Source organism: Paraburkholderia sp. ZP32-5 (assembly GCF_021390495.1).
GTDB lineage: Bacteria > Pseudomonadota > Gammaproteobacteria > Burkholderiales > Burkholderiaceae > Paraburkholderia.
In genome coordinates, this window is sequence record NZ_JAJEJP010000001.1 from 2,329,629 (window position 1) to 2,347,813 (window position 18,185).

Consider the following 18,185-nt stretch of genomic DNA (forward strand, 5'->3'; position numbering starts at 1 on the left):
CCAAGCCACGCTCGCGCATCGCAGCGCGCCCGCCATTCGAGGCGGGCGCGCTGTCGTTGCGGCGCGCGTTTTTCAACTTTCTTTCAAGCCCCGTACCGTCGACGTGCTTTCATTCCTGCTGAAGCTGCGCACCCGCGCCCAACGCATTTTCCGGCTGTCCGAAGCTCATACGATGCTGATCTGGTCGGTCGTCGTCGGCATCGCCGGCGCGTTCGCGACCATCGTGTTTCGCCGCGGCATCGAAGTGCTGCAATTCGTGATGACCGGCCGCGGCGGCAGCTTCGTCGAAATCGCGCGCAGCCTGCCGTGGACCACGCGTATCTGGCTGCCGGCCGCCGGCGGTCTGGTCGCCGGGCTGTTTCTGCTGATCGCGCGGCGTCACGCCGACAAACACGCGCACACCGACTACATGGAAGCGGTCGCGATCGGCGACGGCGTCGTGCCGGTGCGGCTGAGCCTGTGGCGCAGCGTGTCGTCGCTGTTCACGATCGCGAGCGGCGGCTCGATCGGCCGTGAAGGTCCGATGGTGCAGCTCGCGGCACTCGCGTCGTCGCTGATCGGCCGCTGGGTTCACTTCGATCCGCCGCGGCTGCGCCTGCTGGTGGCATGCGGCGCGGCGGCCGGTATCACCTCCGCGTATAGCGCGCCGATCGCGGGCGCGTTCTTCGTCACCGAGATCGTGCTGGGCTCAATCGCGATGGAAAGCTTCGGGCCGGTGCTGGTCTCGGCGGTCGTCGCCAACATCACAATGCGCGAATTCGCCGGCTACAAGCCGCCATACGAGATGCCAGTGTTCCCGACCGTGACCGGCGTCGAAGTGTTGCTGTTCGTCGCGCTCGGCGCGCTGTGCGGCGCGGCCGCGCCGCAGTTCCTGCGGCTGCTCGATGCGTCGAAGGCGAGCTTTCGCAAGCTGCCGATCCCTCTGCCGTTGCGGCTCGCGCTCGGCGGCCTGATCGTCGGCATCATCTCGGTCGGCGAACCCGAGGTGTGGGGCAACGGCTACAGCGTCGTGAACTCGATCCTGCATTCGCCGTGGACGTGGTCCGCGCTCGTGCTGGTGCTGGTGTGCAAGCTCGCGGCGACCGCCGCGACGGCCGGCTCCGGCGCGGTCGGCGGGGTCTTCACGCCGACGCTGTTCGTCGGCGCGGCGGTCGGCGCGCTGTTTGGCCAGGGGATGAACGAACTGTGGCCGCATGCGACGTCCGCGTCGTACGCGTATGCGATGGTCGGCATGGGCGCGTTCCTCGCGGGCGCGACTCAGGCACCGCTGATGGCGATCCTGATGATCTTCGAGATGACCTTGAGCTATCAGGTCGTGCTGCCGCTGATGGTGTCGTGCGTGGTCGCGTATTTCATCGCACGCGCGATCGGCAAGACCTCGATGTATGAGATCACGCTGCGCCGCAACCGCGAGGAACAGGAGCGCTCGCGGCTGCGCGCGACGCAGATGCGCGAGCTGATCCGCCCCGCGCAAACGGTCGTGCCGCCGAACGCGACCGTGCAGGATATGACGCGGGTGTTCCTCGAATATCCGGTCAAGTATCTATACGTGGCGAACGATTCCGGCGCGTTTCTCGGCGTGGTCGCGCTGAAGGACATCACCTCCGATCTGCTCGACAATCGCGACACGGCGGCGAAAACCGCCGCCGACTATCTGCAGCCGCATTTCGACGTGCTGACGCCGGACATGTCGCTCGGCGCCGCGCTGCAGCACTTCATGGCGTTTCAGGGCGAACGTCTGCCGGTGATCGAAAGCACCGCGCATCCGAAGCTCGCCGGCGTGGTCTACAAGACCTCGCTGCTCGATGCGTACTTCCGCATGAATCCGTCGCGCTGAGGTCCGGCGCACGCCGCGGCTCGTGCTCAGTGCGGCACGCCGCTGCGCGATGCAAAACGCTACGGATTTTCTACAATGGTCAGACCGCCGCCGACATCGTCGGCGCGCGCGTGACGCAAGCGCGGGCGTAGCGAAAGCGCCCCGTGCGATCGGAGCGAACATGAGCGAACCGTCCCCCGAGGCCGTGCGCCGTGACGAGGCAGGCTGGATCTTCGTGCATATCGAAGGCGAGCCCTACGATCGCGGTGAGCAGCACGGCCAGTTGCTCGCCGCCGAAATCAGAAACGCGATCCGCACCGCCCGCTACCTCGCGAAATGGGATACCGGCGAGGACTTCGACACCTTCGTCGAAGCCGCGACGAATCAGTTCGCGAGCAAGCTCGACAGCGAATTCGCCGATGAAATCCAGGGCATCGCCGATGGCGCGCAGTTGCCGTTCGCCGAAGTGCTCGCGTGGAATGGCTATATGGATCTGCTGCAAAGCTGGTGGCCGGCGCATGCCGCGCAGCAGCAACCGCAACTCGGCGCGAGACCGTGGCGCGGGCGGCGCGGCCATCATTGCAGCGCGTTCATCGCGACCGGCAACGCGACGCGCGACGGCCGCATCGTGATGGCGCACAACTCGTGGGACCGCTATGCGGCGGGCGACGCGTTCAACGTCGTGTTCGACATCGTGCCGGACCGCGGCAACCGCATCCTGATGCAAGGCCTGCCGGGCTGCATTTCGAGCCTCACCGATTTCTGGATCACGGCGGCCGGCCTGATGGTCACCGAAACGACGATCTCGAATTTTGCCGGCTACAACGCGGCGGGCGCGCCCGAGTTCTATCGCTCGCGGCGCGCATCGCAGTACGCGAACAGCATTGGCGAATGGTGCGAGATGTTTTCGCTCGCGAACAACGGCGGTTATGCCAACAGCTGGCTGCTCGGCGACACCAAGACCGGCGAGATCGCGCGCTATGAACTGGGGCTGCACTACTCCGGCTTCGAGACCACGAAGAACGGCTTTTACAGCGGCTATAACACCGCAACAGATCTGAAGATTCGCAACCAGGAATGCATCGGCGAAGGCGAGGACTACACGGACGTGCGCAAGAACGGCGCGCGACGCCTGCGTTTCATGCAGCTCGAGGAAATGCATCGCGGCAGCATCGATGCGGAACTCGCGAAGGCGATGATCGCCGATCACCACGACGTCTATCTCGATCGCAACGACAATCCGTGTTCACGCACGATCTGCGGGCATCTCGAACTCGACGACGCACGTTTCGGCGGCACCGATCACGGGCCGTTCAACCCGTGGGGCGCGAACGACGGCAAGGTGGCCGACAGCGAAATGGCGCGCGCGATGGCGTTCACCGCGCGCTGGGGTCATCCGTGCGGGCGGCCGTTCGACGCGCAGGCGTTCATGAAGCGGCATCCGCAGTGGAACTGGCTGAACGGCTATATGCGCGACCGGCCATCGTGGCCATGGACGCGCTTCGACGCGCTCAGATAGCGGCGCTACCCCGGCGTGCCGCATTCGTGCCATTATCTGAAATCTACAATACGGTTTTGTCGCAAACGCGCGGGCCTTGCAGCATTTGCCATCTAACATGGTAGATGAGCCTGGGCCGCGCAGCGCCGCACCGCCTGTGGCTTGCGCTTTCCTTTCGACGCGGGGACGGCACAGGGCTTGCTCAACTGTCAGCGCCGCATGAGCTTAGGAGGTCGGGCGATGAAAACCTCGACACTGTTAATCATGGTGACGCTGTCCGCTTCGTGCTTTGCCGCGCCGATTCGCACCGCGCCGGACAGCACGGATTCCAGCACGCTAGCCCAACGCGCGAATGCCGCGCCGGTCGCGCCGCCGGCCCCGGGCGTATCAGCCACCGACGACACCCGTCCGCAGCAATGGGAGCACATTGCGCTGCCGAAGTCGCGTCATCTGGAGCGCAGCCTGACTGGCCAGCACGAGCATCTGACGACTTGATGCCGTGCTGACGATGGGTGCCGCGATGGGTGCTGGAATGTGACGGAGTAAGGCCGCGATGTAGGGCTGCGATTCGCGGCCGGTTTCAGGCTGGCCGGCTTCCGGGTGATCGCACGCGAGGCGGTACCCTTTTCGTTCCTTCTGGCTCTTTTCGTTCCCGCAGCGGCAATAACAACAGCAAGCCACAGGAGCATGCGCATGACAGCCTCGGCCATCCCCGGTGAACCGATTGATCTGCAGATCGCCGATGTTCTCCGCGAAGTCCGGTTTCCAACCAACAAGGACGGCCTCGTCGACGCCGCGCGCGAAGCCGGCGCGAGCAATGAGGTGCTGGGGATGCTCGACGGGATGCCGGAACAGGACTACGTCGATATCGCGTCGGTCACCCGGCTGATCAGCGGCAATTATGGTCCCGGGCTCGGGATCTAGGCCCGAGCGTCTACCCACCCTCGGAACCGCCTCTGAATTGCGTCAGAATTGCGACGGCGCAGCAACCCGCGTACGCGGTTCGCGCTGCATACGGCGCGTCGTCCTGCGCGCTTCAAGCACATCCTCATCAGCCATTGCAGTTGCAGCGACCGGATCCGGCTCGGCCGTGCGCGCGACCGCATGCGTCGACGCGATACGGCGTGAATCGCGCGCCGGCTCGCTGCCTGGCTGGAAATGTTCGACCAGGTGGTCAATGAAAGTGCGCACCTTCGCCGGCAGATGCAGCCGGCTCGGATACGCAATGGTGATTTCGATCGGCGGCAGACGGTAGTCGTCGAGCAGACGCACGAGCCGTCCCGAAGCCAGATCGCGGTCGACCAGATAGCTCGGCAGAATCGCGACGCCCATGCCCAGCAATGCAAACTGCCGCAGCATCTCGGTATTGTTCGCCGCAATCGCATTGACCGGCCGTACCCGCACCTCGCCATCCGGCCCAACGAACACGCGCTCCTCGCCACCCTGTTCGGACGGCCGACTCAGGCTCGGATGCTTGAGAAGATCTTCGGGGCGCGTCGGCGTGCCGTGCTGCGCCAGATAAGCGGGTGTCGCGCAGACCATCATGTAGCCGGTCGTCAGCCGCCGCGTGACGATGCTCGCGCTGCGCATATGCCGTGCGACGAGGATGCCGACGTCGAAGCCCTCCTCGACCAGATCGACCTGGCGATCGGCCAGCGTGACATCCGGCAAGACCTCCGGGTAACGCGCCGCATACGACTGCACCACGGGCGCGAGGCTATGCAGCCCGAACACGACCGGCGCGACGATACGCAGCGTGCCGACCGGCTCGTGATTGCGCGCGACCACCATCTGCTCGACGCCTTCGAGATCGGCGAGGATATGGCGCACACGCTCTAAATAGGTCGAGCCGGATTCGGTCAGCGAAAGACGGCGCGTGGTGCGATTGAGCAGCCGCGTGCCGAGGCGCGCTTCCAGATCCGCCACATGGCGCGTGACCACCGCGGTGGACAGATCCAGCGCACCCGCGGCACCGACGAAACTGCCGAGGTCCGCCACCTTGACGAACACGCGCATCGACTGCAGTTGATTCATGGGACGACTCCTGCGTCGGTAAAGCCGGGCCGGCGCAACCTTGCCGCCTGTCGACCCGTGCTGCAACGACGCGCGCGGGTTTGCCCAACGAAGCCGATTGTATCGACGCGACATGTCCCAATACTGACCTGCAAATGACATTCCGGTCAGGTTTGACGCGGTGTGTCTGACGCACCACTATTTCGACGTCTATTGTGGGTATTAGCTAGGTATAAACCCTAGGAAACTGGTAACATAGCGGCCAAAGGAAATCACCGCTATGACACATCGTTTTCAAATTCTGGAAAAAGTCGCCTTCTCGCTGGTTTGCTGGTCCGCCGCGGCCAGTTCGGCTTACATCGGTTACGAACGCTGCCCCGACATCAAGGTCGCGCTGCACGCCGGAGAGAAAATCCTGAGCGATGGCGGCCAATACGCATTCGCCTGCACGGCACCCGCTGTCGATGTTTGCGCGCAATTGCCGACCGACTGATTCTTATATTTCTCGTCGTCTATGATTCACCTCGCGCGGTCCCGAAGGATCGCGCGTTTGCGCATTCGCGCACGCGCGGCGCCTGACGCTCACGCATTGCGCCCAAACACCACGCGCGCGAAAAATCCCGCCAGCACCGTCTCCGCCATTTCAGTCGGCACATTCTGCGGATCGACCGTGTAGAAAAACTGCACGCCGTCGCACAACCCCATCAGACCGATCGCCAGTTGCTCGGCCGGCATCGGCATCGGCGTGCCGACCCGCTCCGAAAATTCCCGTACATACGCGCTCAGCTGCTCGACCTTCTCGTGCATGAAGGCGTTGAAACGCAGCCGGAAGCGACCGTCGCGCACCGCGAGCAGCCTCGCCTCGATCCACAGCAGGAAGCACCTGTTCTCGCGATGAATCGTGCTGTAGTAGTGGAGCACGCGCGCTTCCATCTCCTCACGTGACGCCGCGCTCTCGAAGATAGCGTGCAGGCCCGCCTGCATCGTTTCGTGATCGCGACGCAGCAGCTCCAGAAACAGTTCGCTCTTGCTACGGAAGTTCGAATAGAACGCGCCGCGCGTATAGCCGGCGGCCTCGGCGATATCCTCGACGCTCGTCGCGACGAAACCTTTCTTGATGAAAGTCGTCTGTGCAGCATCGAGCAGACGCTCGCGCGTCTGATCCTTACTTTGCTCTCTGGTCAATCTTTGCCGTTTCATGGGCGCCAGTCTAGCATCGAAAAGAATCCGAATTCACGCATACATTCAAATACAGCCGTGTATTAGAATGCACTGCATCATTCCAAGCCATACCTGTATGCCAATTGCATGAGCTGACATACAGCTCCTCATGGGCGGGCCGCCGCGGCTTGCCGTGTTCGTTCGCTGTCTCCAGTTGGGGTATTTGTGAAGCGTTCCGGTTCTCCCGCATCGTCAGCGATGCATCAGCAGTCTCCCCCTCATCTGCAACGCGGTCTGTCTGGCCTCCTCGGCGCGCTCGCGCTGGCTGGCGCGCTGTCGCTCGTGGCCTGCTCGAAGAAGGAGGCCGTGGCGCCCGCGCCGCGGCCGGTGGTCGCCGTCGCGGTGCACGCGGACGGTCAGGCGCTGCAGGCGGCATCGCTGCCCGGCGAAGTGCAGTCGCGCTATGCGACGCCGCTGTCGTTCCGCGTCGGCGGCAAGATCATCGAGCGGCGCGTGCGGCTCGGCGATACGGTGAAGAGCGGCGAAGTCGTCGCGCTGCTCGATCCGGCCGATGCGCAGAAGAACGCCGCGAGCGCGCAGGCGCAGCTCGACGCCGCGCAGCACAGCCTCGTCTACGCGCAGCAGCAGCTCGACCGCGACAAGGCCCAGGCGAAAGAAAACCTGATTGCGCCGGCTCAGCTCGAACAGACCACCAATGCGTATGCATCCGCGCTCGCGCAACGCGATCAGGCCCAGCAACAGTTGGCGCTCGCGAGGAACCAGCTCCAGTACACGACACTCGTCGCCGGTCATGCGGGCGTCATCACCGCGGAGCAGGCCGACACCGGGCAGAACGTGTCCGCCGGCCAGGCCGTCTACAACCTCGCGTGGAGCGGCGACGTCGACGTGCTGTGCGACGTGCCCGAAAGCGCGCTTGCTGCATTCGCGGTCGGCCAGAACGCGAACGTGACGCTCGCCGCGCTGCCGAACCGCAAGTTCAACGCGCGGGTGCGCGAGCTGTCGCCGGCCGCCGATCCGCAAAGCCGCACCTGGCGCGCGCGCCTGACGCTCGAGAACCCCGGCTCCGACGTGCGCCTCGGCATGACAGCCGATGTCACGCCGGCCGTGTCGCTCGCTGCATCGGCACAGCATGGCGTGTTCACGCTACCCGTCACCGCGCTGTTCCACGAAGGCCGCGAGCCCGCCGTATGGGTCGTGCGCGCGGCGGACAGCACGCTCGAACTGCGCCGCGTGACGGTCACGCGTTATGACGAGCGCACGATCGTCGTGAGCGACGGTTTGAAAGATGGCGACAGCGTCGTGCTGCAAGGCGTGCATACGGTGAGCGCCGGCGAGAAAGTCCGCGCGATCGCGCCGCTGCATCCCGAGGACTTCGCTTCATGAGCACGCCCTCCGAAGAATCACGTTTCAATCTGTCTGCGTGGGCGCTGCGTCATCAGGCGCTGGTCGTGTTCCTGATCGCGCTCGCCACGGCGTTCGGCATCCTCGCCTACACGCGGCTCGCGCAGTCCGAAGACCCGCCCTTCACGTTTCGCGTAATGGTGATCCGCACCTTCTGGCCCGGCGCCACCGCGCGCCAGGTGCAGGAGCAGGTGACCGACCGCATCGGCCGCAAGCTGCAGGAAACGCCGTATATCGATTTCGTGCGCAGCTACTCGCGCCCCGGCGAATCGCTGATCTTTTTTACGATGAAAGATTCGGCGCCGGTCAGCGAGGTGCCCGAAACCTGGTATCAGGTGCGCAAAAAAGTCGGCGATATCGCGACGACATTGCCGTCGGGCATTCAGGGCCCGTTCTTCAACGACGAATTCGGCGACGTCTACACCAATATCTACACGCTCGAAGGCGATGGCTTTTCCGCCGCGCAACTGCACGACTACGCGGACCAGTTGCGCACGGTGCTGCTGCGGGTTCCGGGCGTCGCCAAGGTCGATTACTTCGGCGACCCCGATCAGCACATCTATATCGAGATCGCCAACACGCAGTTGACGCGGCTCGGCATCTCGCCGCAACAGCTCGGTCAGGCGATCAACGGGCAGAACGCAATCGCCGCCGCGGGCACGCTGACCACCACCGACGACCGCGTGTTCGTGCGCCCGAGCGGTCAGTTCAACGACGTCAACGCGCTCGCTGACATGCTGATCCGCATCAACAACCGCACATTCCGTCTCGGCGACATCGCAACGATCAAGCGCGGCTACGACGACCCGGTCGTCACGCAGATGCGCTTCGAAGGCAAGCCGGTGCTCGGCATCGGCGTGACGATGCAGCCCGGCGGCGACGTGATCCGCCTCGGCAAGGCGCTTGATCAGCAGATGACGCAATTGCGCGCGGCGCTGCCGGTAGGTCTAAAGCTCGTCGAAGTGTCGAGCATGCCGCACGCGGTCGCGCGTTCGGTCGACGACTTCCTCGAAGCGGTCGCCGAAGCGGTGGCGATCGTGCTGATCGTGAGCCTCGTGTCACTCGGCGTGCGCACCGGCATGGTCGTCGTGATTTCGATTCCGGTCGTGCTCGCGGTGACCGCGCTGTGCATGTATCTGTTCGACATCGGCTTGCACAAGGTGTCGCTCGGCACGCTGGTACTCGCGCTCGGCCTACTCGTCGACGATGCGATCATCGCGGTCGAAATGATGTCGGTGAAGCTCGAACAGGGCTGGAATCGCACGCGCGCGGCGGCCTTCGCGTACACCAGCACCGCGTTTCCGATGCTGACCGGCACGCTCGTCACCGTGTCCGGCTTTCTGCCGATCGCGCTCGCGAAATCGAGTACCGGCGAATACACGCGCTCGATCTTCGAGGTGTCGGCGATCGCGCTGATCGCGTCGTGGCTCGCGGCCGTCGTGCTGATTCCGCTGCTCGGCTATCACATGCTGCCGGAGCGTAAGCGCCACGCGCACGAACCCGAGGACCACGAGCACGATATCTACGACACGCGTTTCTATACGCGTTTGCGCGGCTGGATCGGCTGGTGCATCGAGCGGCGCTTCATCGTGCTGGCGATCACGGTGCTGCTGTTCGTACTCGCGATGGCCGGCTTCTCGCAGGTGCCGCAGCAGTTTTTCCCGAGTTCGGACCGGCCCGAGCTGCTCGTCGACGTGCGGTTGCCCGAGGGCGCATCGTTCGATGCGACGCTGCGCCAGGCGAAACGTCTCGAACAGGTGCTGAAGGGCCGCCCTGAAATCGACCATACGGTGAGCTTCGTCGGCACCGGCGCGCCGCGTTTCTATCTGCCGCTCGATCAGCAATTGCAGCAGCCTAACTTCGCGCAGTTCGTGATCACCGCGAAATCGGTGAAGGAGCGCGAAAAACTCGCGCAATGGCTCGAACCGGAATTGCTGAATAACTTTCCGGCAATCCGCACGCGCCTGTCGCGCCTCGAAAACGGGCCGCCGGTCGGCTATCCGGTGCAGTTTCGCGTGAGCGGCGACGACATCGCGACCGTGCGCTCAATCGCCGAACGCGTTGCCACGACGATGCGCGCGAATCACGGCACCCGCAACGTACAGTTCGACTGGGACGAACCGGCCGAGCGCTCGGTGCACTTCGAGATCGATCAGAAACGTGCGCGCGAACTCGGCGTGACCTCGGAAGACATTTCGAGCTTCCTCGCGATGACGCTGTCCGGCTACACGGTCACGCAGTATCGCGAGCGTGACAAGCTGATCAGCGTCGATCTGCGCGCGCCGCGCGCGGAACGCGTCGACCCGTCGCAACTCACCGCGCTCGCGATGCCGACGCCGAATGGACCGGTGCCGCTCGGCACGCTTGGAACTCTACGCAACACGCTCGAATACGGCGTGATCTGGGAGCGCGACCGTCAGCCGACCATCACCGTGCAATCCGACGTCGCGCCGGGCGCGCAGGGTATCGACGTCACGCACGCAGTGGACCGCACGCTCGGCCCGATCCGCGCGACGCTGCCGGTCGGCTATCGGATCGAAATCGGCGGCTCCGTCGAGGAAAGCGGCAAGGGCCAGGCATCGATCAACGCGCAGATTCCGATCATGGTGGTCGCCGTGCTGACCTTGCTGATGATCCAGCTGCAAAGCTTCGCGCGCGTGCTGATGGTCGTGCTGACCGCGCCGCTCGGCCTGATCGGCGTCGTGCTCACGCTGCTGCTGTTCGGCCAGCCGTTCGGCTTTGTCGCGATGCTCGGCGTGATCGCGATGTTCGGCATCATCATGCGCAACTCGGTGATTCTGGTCGATCAGATCGAGCAGGACATCGCGGCCGGCCATAAACGTTTCGATGCAATCGTCGGCGCGACGGTGCGGCGCTTCCGGCCGATCACGCTGACCGCGGCGGCCGCCGTGCTCGCGTTGATCCCGCTGCTGCGCTCGAATTTCTTCGGCCCGATGGCCACCGCGCTGATGGGCGGCATCACGAGCGCGACGATCCTCACGCTGTTCTATCTGCCCGCGCTGTACGCAACGTCGTTCCGCGTGCGGACCGATGAGCGAGAGCCGCCACCGCCCGCCGGCTCCGGCGTCGCGCATACGGGCAATTGAGGGGCAACTGGGCATGAGCAAAAGTATGGGTACTTCCGCACGGGTCGATTTGAGCGCTTCGTGCGTTTCTTTCGGTCCATCTGATGCAGGTGATCCGTCGGCGCTGTCCGGTGCATTCGGGCCGGCCAATGCCTCGCCCCCAGCCGGCCCGCGCGGCCTGTCGAGGCTGCGCCGCGCCACGTTCGCAGTGAGTCTCGCGTGCGCGCTCGCCGCCTGCTCGTTCGGGCCGAACGGCGACGCGCCCGCGATGCCGCAACCCGCGCACTACGGTGCCGAACCACTGCCCACGCAAACCGTGGCCGCGCAAGGCGTCACGCAGCAGTTCGTGGCCGGCGCGCCAACGGTGCCCGAATGGTGGAAGCTGTATCGTTCGGACGCGCTGAATGCGCTTGTCGATGAAGGCCTGCGCAACAGCCCAACGCTCGCCGCGACCGATCAGAATCTCGCCGCCGCGCGCGAACAGTTGCGCGCGCAGATCGGCAGCTCGATGCTGCCGACGATCGACGCGGGCGGTCAAGCCACCCGCAATCGCGCGCTGGCGATTCCCGAGATCGGTCCGAACACGTTTCTGTACGACGTGTTCGTCGGCCAGTTGCAGGCGCATTACACGTTCGATCTGTTCGGCGCCGAGCGTCTCGCGAACGCAGGGCTCGCCGCGCACGTGAACGTGCAGGTCTACCAGTTCGATGCGGCGCGGCGCGCGCTTGCCGCGAACATCGTCACCGCGACGATCACGAGTGCCGCGCTGCATGCGCAGATCGACACGACCGAACGGCTCGTCACACTCGCCAACGACCAGGCACGCGATACGGCCCGGCGCTACGAACTCGGCGCGGTATCGCATGCCGATCTATTGAGCGCGCAGCAGAGTGCGGCGAGTGTGTCGGCAAGCCTGCCCGCGCTGAAGCAGCAGTGGCTCACGACACGTCACGCGTTGGCCGTGCTGCTCGGCCGCACACCGGATGCCGCGCCCGATGACATCGATCTCGCGCTGTTGCATCTGCCCGAACAGGTGCCGGTCGCGGTGCCGTCGGAATTGCTGCGCTCGCGCCCCGACATTCAGGCCGCGGACGCCGCGCTGAAGGCCGCCGCGGCCAACGTCGGGTACGCGACCGCGCAGATGTTCCCGAGCCTGTCGTTGTCCGCGTCGATGGGACAAGGCGGCTTCAGCTGGCCGGTCGCGCTGTCGGGCGCGGGTGCGATCTGGAGCATCGGCGCATCGCTGTCGCAGCCGCTCTTTCATGGCGGCGCGCTGGTCGCGCAGCGACGTGCGGCGCAGGACTCGTATGAGGCCACCGTCTCGCAGTACAAGCAGACCGTGCTGGCCGCATTCCAGAACGTCGCCGATACGCTCGCGTCGCTCGAACACGATGCGCAGTCGCTCGATGCCGCGAACGTCGCCGCGCGCGCGGCGCAAGGCGTATTCGACGATACATCGGCGCGCTACCGCCTCGGCGCGGTGCCGATTGCATCGACGCGTTCGAGCGAGCAGCAATGGCGCAACGCGCAGCTCGACGAGATCCGCTATACGAGCGCGCGCCTGACCGATACCGCGGCGCTGTTTCAGGCGATGGGGAATCCGCCGGTCGCGCAGGCGGCGGCTGGCGCTTCTGCTGGTGCATCTACTGCCGCTTCTGCGTCTGCTGGAACCACGAACGCTACCGCCTCCAACTAGGCCAGCGACTGCTTACGGAGCGCCGTGCATTTATCCCCAGTTCGTGTTGATGAGCCTGTTGAAAACTGTCTGAAAAGCGGGCTAACGCATTGAACGTAGGGGGATTTGCCGACGAGGCACGAAATGAGACAGCACTCGTCGCGTGGTTGACTGGACACGGCGACAAGCGCCCCGCTGCCCTCGACGTTATCCCCAGTTTGTGTTGACAGGGCTGTGAATAACGCGGGGGCTAAGCGCTTAAGTGCTTGAAGCGAATCGCTTTGTGTCGTGAGGTACGTGCGAATGCAGCGGCGTGAAGCGACATCGGATCGTGCCGACCGCGACGGAAGAAAACTAACAGCGCGTGCCGTTATCCACAGAATGTGTTGAAAGACCTGTTGATAAGGCCTGGAGATCGCAACTAAGTACCTGAGCACGCGGCAGATTCGTGCATCGATCCATTCGCGCGCTGATCGAGCGGAAATGTGATGCGGACTGTGAAATCTCTAGCTATGGAGTCTTCGCGTACCGCGCCTCTTACGCCAATGCCGATAGGCCAGCATGATCGCGATGAACCCAAGCGCGATTGCCGCCGATGACATCAGGAAGGCCAGATCGGATTCCTGATATGCGGTCGTGACGCCATACATACGTTTCGCCCATTTCCATAGCGGATTTGAAAAGTTCAACGGTGTATCCGGATGCCAGATCCACCAGACTGCATTGGCGGAGATTGCTAGCACGAAAGCTACGCCCATAGCCAGCCAGAGCAGGATTGTTTTCATGCCACCGTCACCACGCCATACGCTTTTAGTTCAGATCCGGGCACTGCCTCCTTCGGCATATCGGTAAGTATCGAGCGGATATGTTGCCAATCGTTTTGCTGGTCGATCGTTATGCACCCCTCGCTCCTGCCCGGCCTCCCCTTTGGATGCAAACGAAACTGGCCGCGAAGAATGTCATTGTAAAGAACCGAGTCATCGTCGATATTCCCGTCGATTGCATGAAGCGCGAACCATTCGCTCTTGTTATTGCCGTTCAGGTTGAGCGCGTCTTTCCATGGACCGAGCCGTCCACCCGATCTCCGATCAAAAATATAGTATCGACCGACCGGAATGGCACCCAATACCGGCGTGCACGTTAGAGACACTTTATTGATATAGCGCTCCTGCCCAGAATAAGCAGGAAACGATAAAACGCCAATTCTAAATTCGCTCATCGGTTTATCGTTTAATTTGAATGAACATTCAAGCATGTAGCCCTCCAGATAGGCGATTCGGTAGAAGTACCGAATGGTCAAATTCATATCAAAGGAGGCCACTATATCAGCGCAATCTATATCAAAAAACAGACAAACGTCTTATCTCAATAACTAGTTTTGTTTTTCAGAATAGTTCTGTCCGCGCTTTTGAATGCGCGAGCGAATTCGCTTGCAGCCATTGAAGATACAAAAAAAAGGACTCATCCGAAGCACACCACGAATAACCTCTCGCGGCACACCCCGATGAGTCCCATCGGACAACGCTTTCGAACTACACCCTGATTACGGCTTGTTCGATTCGAACAGATCCATGATCTGCTTCTTCTCGCTCGACGACACGCTCGGCGGCGGCACCACCGGCGGCGTCATGCCGGCCGGCCCGACGCCACCCACCGCATCGCTCGCGCCCGCCAGCGGGTTGCCCGAATCAAGGCCGATGCTCGCGACGAAGCCGCTTCCCGGCAGCATGTCGGAGAAGTACAGCTCGCCGTTCATCACCGTCACGCCGTCCGGCTGCGCCGGCTCGGACTGCGGCACGCCGCGTAGCGCGCGCTGCATGAATTCCACCCAGATCGGCAGCGCTAGCTGCGCGCCGAATTCGCGGCTGCCGAGGCTCTTCGGCTGGTCGTAGCCCATCCACGCAACCGCCACCAGCGTCTGCTGATAACCGGCGAACCAGCCGTCCTTCGCATCGTTGGTCGTACCGGTCTTGCCTTGCAGGTCCGAGCGCTTCAGCACGTTGGTACCCGCGCCGGTGCCCGCGGTCGCGACCGAATGCAGCAGGCTGTTCATGATGTACGCGTTACGCGGCTCGAGCGTACGCGGCGCGTCGCGGCCCGCCACGAGCGGCTGCGCGCGCGAGATCGGCACGCCGCGCGCATCGGTCACTTCGCTGATCAGATACGGATTGATCCGGTAACCGCCATTCGCGAACACCGCATACGCGCCCGCCGACTGCAGCGGCGTGACGAGCCCCGCACCGAGCGCCATCGGCAGATACGGCGGGGTCTTGTCGGCATCGAAGCCGAAGCGCTGCGTGACGAAGTCCTGCGCATACTTGGTGCCGATGAACGACAGGATGCGAATCGACACGAGGTTCTTCGACTTCTGCAGCGCGAGACGCATCGACATCGGGCCATCAGGCTGATCGTCGTCCTTCGGCTCCCACGCATCGCCGCCCGGCGTGCTCGGCGGGAAATACAGCGGCGCGTCGTTGATAATCGTCGCCGGCGCGAGCCCCTTGTCGAGTGCGGCCGAATAGATGAACGGCTTGAAGCTCGAACCCGGCTGCCGCCATGCCTGCGTGACGTGATTGAATTTATTCTTGTTGAAGTCGAAGCCGCCGATCAGCGCGCGAATCGCGCCGTCCTGCGGCGTCAGCGACACGAGCGCGCCTTCGACCTGCGGCAGCTGCGTGATCTGCCAGTTGTCCTTGTCGTCGGCCATCAGACGCACGATCGAGCCCGGCCGGATATGCAGCGCCGCGCTCGCGCGCGGGCTCAGCGCGGCGGCGACGAAGCGCAGGCCGTCGCCCGTCACCGTCACCTGCGTGCCGTCGACCAGTTGCGCGATCACCTGCTTCGGATTCGCGTCGGTCACGACGCCGGCGATGATCTCGCCGTTGTCCGGATGATCGGTCAACGCGTCGTCGATCGTCTGGTCGCGATCGTCGCCCGGCGCCGGCAGTTGCACGAAGCCTTCCGGCCCGCGATAGCCGTGGCGCCGCTCGTAATCCATCACGCCCTTGCGCACCGCGCTATAGGCGGCATCCTGATCGGCCGAATCGATCGTCGTGGTCACGTTCAGGCCGCGCGTATAGGTTTCGTCCTTGTACTGCGCGTACATCATCTGCCGCACCATTTCGGCGACGTACTCGGCGTGCACGCTGTACTCGTTGCCCGGATTCTTCGTGTGGATCTCTTCCTTGACCGCCTGATCGTACTGGTCCTTCGTGATGTACCCGAGTTCGAGCATGCGCTGCAGGATGTACTCCTGGCGGATCTTCGCGCGCTTCGGATTGACGACCGGGTTATACGCGGACGGCGCCTTCGGCAAGCCCGCGAGCATCGCGGCCTCGGCCAGCGTGATGTCCTTCAGATCCTTGCCGAAATACACGCGCGCGGCCGCGGCAAAGCCGTACGCGCGCTCGCCCAGATAGATCTGGTTCATGTACAGTTCGAGGATCTGGTCCTTGGTCAGCGCGCGCTCGATCTTGTACGCGAGCAGCATCTCGTAGACCTTACGCGTATAGGTTTTTTCGCTGGACAGAAAGAAGTTGCGCGCGACCTGCATCGTGATCGTGCTCGCGCCCTGCGACGCACCGCCGTGCGCGAGGTCGGCGAAACCGGCGCGCAGAATGCCGATGAAGTCGACGCCGCCGTGCTCGTAAAAGCGGTAGTCCTCGATCGCGAGCACCGCTTTTTTCATCTGGTCCGGGATGTCCTGGAAGCGCACGAGGCTGCGCCGCTCCTCGCCGAATTCGCCGATCAGCACGTGATCCGCGGTGTAGACGCGCAGCGGCACTTTCGGCCGATAGTCGGTGAGTGCGTCGAGCGACGGCAATTGCGGCCCCATCACGACGAGCGCGTAGCCAACGATCAGCGCGCCCACCACGACGGCCGTCGCAATCAGGCCGAAGAACCACAGCACGAGCGACGTGCCGATGGAGCGGCGGCGGCGTGCGGGTTCGCGCGAAGCGCCATTGCGTCCTGAAGTGCGTTGGTCGGAATCCCGGTCTTCGCCGGCCGGAGAATGGGAGGAATGCGGTCGTTTGATGATTGGCATGACTGGAATAGTGGGCGTGCAACTGCACGCCTTTCTGCCCGCGATTTACGCGCGGGCATGGTCGTGATCGAGCATCCTGGCCGGAACGTACGCCGCCGCGCGAGCCCTGCCCCCGGCCGGCCGCACGGCACGCCTCGGACCCCGTTGGAACCCCGCCCCGGCGCAAACGTAACAGCGCATTTTAAAGAAATCGCACGAGGTCCAACGCAGTTTTTTTGTAAGAATTCCCTTCGCGCGATGCGGCTGCGCGGTAAGGCTCTGTAATTTCGCGCAGCGCCCGCTGTGGCCCCTTGCGATGCGCGGCTTGTGCGGGGTTATACACAGAAAATGTTGAAAGGCCTGTGGACAAAGCGCCCGCAAACACTACAACTCATTGATGTCACGGGATTTTCGCGCCGCGCCCGTTTCGCTGCGCGGCAACTCGTCATATGATGAACCCGGCGCGCGACACCGCACCGATGCGCGCACAGGGTTCCGGAACACCGATCCCAGTACCTTGTCCGGAGGTCCGGACGCGGCGCGGATCGCCGCGCCGTCCCGCCGATATCACCCAGCCTGCGAGCCGATCATGACCAAGCCTAGCGAGCGCATCGTCGTATTCGTCACGACCGCGCAGAAACGCGCGATCACCGCGACCGCCGAGGATCTGGGCATCAGCGTCAGCGAACTGATGCGGCGCGCGGTGCTGAGCTTCGGCGCGACGAGCGAACAGGTGAAGGCCGCGAGCATCGTCGACCGGCTGCGTGCGCCGCGCGCGCCCGATGCGCTGAACGTCGCGCTGCAGCGCGTCGCACGTGGCACGCGCCATGCACGCGCGGCGTTGCCGGCCGCGTTGCAGGCGCGTGAGGCGGACGACGGCGATACGGAGACCAGCGGGACCACCGAAGCCGCGGTTGTCGCGCAAATGGCGGGCACCACGGCGGCCGAAGACGGCACTGAACGTGGCCCCAAAGCCACTCCCGAAACCGACATGAAAGCCACAACGGTGAACCCTCCGTCCGCCGCCACAACCCAGCCCGCCCCGCTGCTGCCCGCCGGCGTCGCGGCCGCGCTCGCCGCCGAACAGGACGCGGAAGCGGCGGCAACGGCCGAAGCGGTCGCGCGTCTCACCGCCGCGAGAGCCGCCGAAGCCGATGATTCAATGCGGCAATCGCCACCACGGCAAGAAGGCACGCCCGCGCGTCTGCGCAATTCGCTGAAACGCCGGCGCATCGACGAGACTTCCGACGACGACGAATCGAGCAGCGACCCGAGCACCGAAGGCGGACGCTTCGCGTGACAGAATTGCGTCACGAAATTGCGTTATGAAAAGCACACGTCATAGAAAAGCTCGCGTCGTATCGCATAGCGTGAACTCGCGTCACTACGCTAAAGCGCGCGAATGAACCCCGTCTGTTTCACACCGTTACATCGGCGTGTCACGTTCGACTGCCCTTTTTATACCGCGACACACCCGCTCGAAACCGGCT

14 protein-coding genes are annotated in these 18,185 nt (G+C 63.9%); 9 read left to right on the forward strand and 5 right to left on the reverse strand.

The annotated features are described in order from the left end of the window. Nucleotides 1-103 precede the first annotated feature (103 nt). From L0U82_RS09880 to L0U82_RS09895, 4 genes are all read left to right on the forward strand, one after another. Nucleotides 104-1,837 (forward strand): ClcB-like voltage-gated chloride channel protein, encoded by a 1,734-nt coding sequence (locus tag L0U82_RS09880; protein WP_233830415.1) that lies wholly within the window; start codon nt 104-106, stop codon nt 1,835-1,837. A 160-nt stretch (nt 1,838-1,997) separates the two neighbouring features. Next, nucleotides 1,998-3,335: a C45 family autoproteolytic acyltransferase/hydolase gene (locus L0U82_RS09885; protein ID WP_233830416.1), complete on the forward strand. Its 1,338-nt coding sequence runs from the start codon at nt 1,998-2,000 to the stop codon at nt 3,333-3,335. 219 nt (nt 3,336-3,554) lie between these two features. Beyond that, nucleotides 3,555-3,809, forward strand: coding sequence for a hypothetical protein (locus tag L0U82_RS09890; protein WP_233830417.1), 255 nt, complete (start codon nt 3,555-3,557; stop codon nt 3,807-3,809). 198 nt (nt 3,810-4,007) lie between these two features. Next, nucleotides 4,008-4,238, forward strand: a complete 231-nt coding sequence (locus L0U82_RS09895) for a DUF2795 domain-containing protein (protein ID WP_233830418.1) — start codon at nt 4,008-4,010, stop codon at nt 4,236-4,238. A 42-nt stretch (nt 4,239-4,280) separates the two neighbouring features. On the opposite strand, the gene L0U82_RS09900 is transcribed toward L0U82_RS09895, so the two are convergent. Beyond that, nucleotides 4,281-5,348, reverse strand: a complete 1,068-nt coding sequence (locus L0U82_RS09900) for a LysR family transcriptional regulator (RefSeq protein WP_233830419.1) — start codon at nt 5,346-5,348, stop codon at nt 4,281-4,283. A gap of 259 nt (nt 5,349-5,607) precedes the next feature. Here L0U82_RS09900 and L0U82_RS09905 point away from each other — a divergent pair, with 259 nt between their 5' ends. Further along, on the forward strand, nt 5,608-5,820 hold the full coding sequence (locus L0U82_RS09905; RefSeq protein WP_233830420.1) for a hypothetical protein: 213 nt from the start codon (nt 5,608-5,610) through the stop codon (nt 5,818-5,820). Nucleotides 5,821-5,909: 89 nt separating this feature from the next. Here L0U82_RS09905 and L0U82_RS09910 read toward each other — a convergent pair whose 3' ends face one another. Continuing rightward, the gene (locus L0U82_RS09910) at nt 5,910-6,527 is read right to left on the reverse strand and encodes a TetR/AcrR family transcriptional regulator (RefSeq protein ID WP_233830422.1); all 618 of its coding nucleotides are present in this window, start codon (nt 6,525-6,527) and stop codon (nt 5,910-5,912) included. 219 nt (nt 6,528-6,746) lie between these two features. On the opposite strand from L0U82_RS09910, the gene L0U82_RS09915 reads away from it, so the two are divergent. From L0U82_RS09915 to L0U82_RS09925, 3 genes are read left to right on the forward strand one after another with little or no spacing between them, the layout of a single operon-like run. Beyond that, complete coding sequence (locus tag L0U82_RS09915; protein WP_233830423.1) at nt 6,747-7,892, forward strand: efflux RND transporter periplasmic adaptor subunit; 1,146 nt, start codon at nt 6,747-6,749, stop codon at nt 7,890-7,892. Continuing rightward, nucleotides 7,889-11,017, forward strand: coding sequence for an efflux RND transporter permease subunit (locus tag L0U82_RS09920; protein ID WP_233830424.1), 3,129 nt, complete (start codon nt 7,889-7,891; stop codon nt 11,015-11,017). Before L0U82_RS09915 ends, L0U82_RS09920 begins: the two co-directional genes overlap by 4 nt. A gap of 25 nt (nt 11,018-11,042) precedes the next feature. Further along, nucleotides 11,043-12,692, forward strand: a complete 1,650-nt coding sequence (locus L0U82_RS09925; RefSeq protein ID WP_233830425.1) for an efflux transporter outer membrane subunit — start codon at nt 11,043-11,045, stop codon at nt 12,690-12,692. A gap of 485 nt (nt 12,693-13,177) precedes the next feature. On the opposite strand, the gene L0U82_RS09930 is transcribed toward L0U82_RS09925, so the two are convergent. The 3 genes from L0U82_RS09930 to L0U82_RS09940 form a co-directional block, all read right to left on the reverse strand. Next, nucleotides 13,178-13,456, reverse strand: a complete 279-nt coding sequence (locus L0U82_RS09930; protein ID WP_233830426.1) for a hypothetical protein — start codon at nt 13,454-13,456, stop codon at nt 13,178-13,180. Then, nucleotides 13,453-13,977 carry a DUF2778 domain-containing protein gene (locus tag L0U82_RS09935; protein WP_326489718.1) on the reverse strand — a complete coding sequence of 175 codons (525 nt, stop codon included), beginning with the start codon at nt 13,975-13,977 and terminating at the stop codon, nt 13,453-13,455. The genes L0U82_RS09930 and L0U82_RS09935 overlap by 4 nt, the downstream gene beginning before the upstream one ends. 237 nt (nt 13,978-14,214) lie before the next feature. Then, on the reverse strand, nt 14,215-16,716 hold the full coding sequence (locus tag L0U82_RS09940; RefSeq protein ID WP_233830427.1) for a penicillin-binding protein 1A: 2,502 nt from the start codon (nt 16,714-16,716) through the stop codon (nt 14,215-14,217). A gap of 568 nt (nt 16,717-17,284) precedes the next feature. Here L0U82_RS09940 and L0U82_RS09945 point away from each other — a divergent pair. Beyond that, nucleotides 17,285-17,995 carry a hypothetical protein gene (locus L0U82_RS09945; RefSeq protein WP_233830428.1) on the forward strand — a complete coding sequence of 237 codons (711 nt, stop codon included), beginning with the start codon at nt 17,285-17,287 and terminating at the stop codon, nt 17,993-17,995. Nucleotides 17,996-18,185 lie beyond the last annotated feature (190 nt).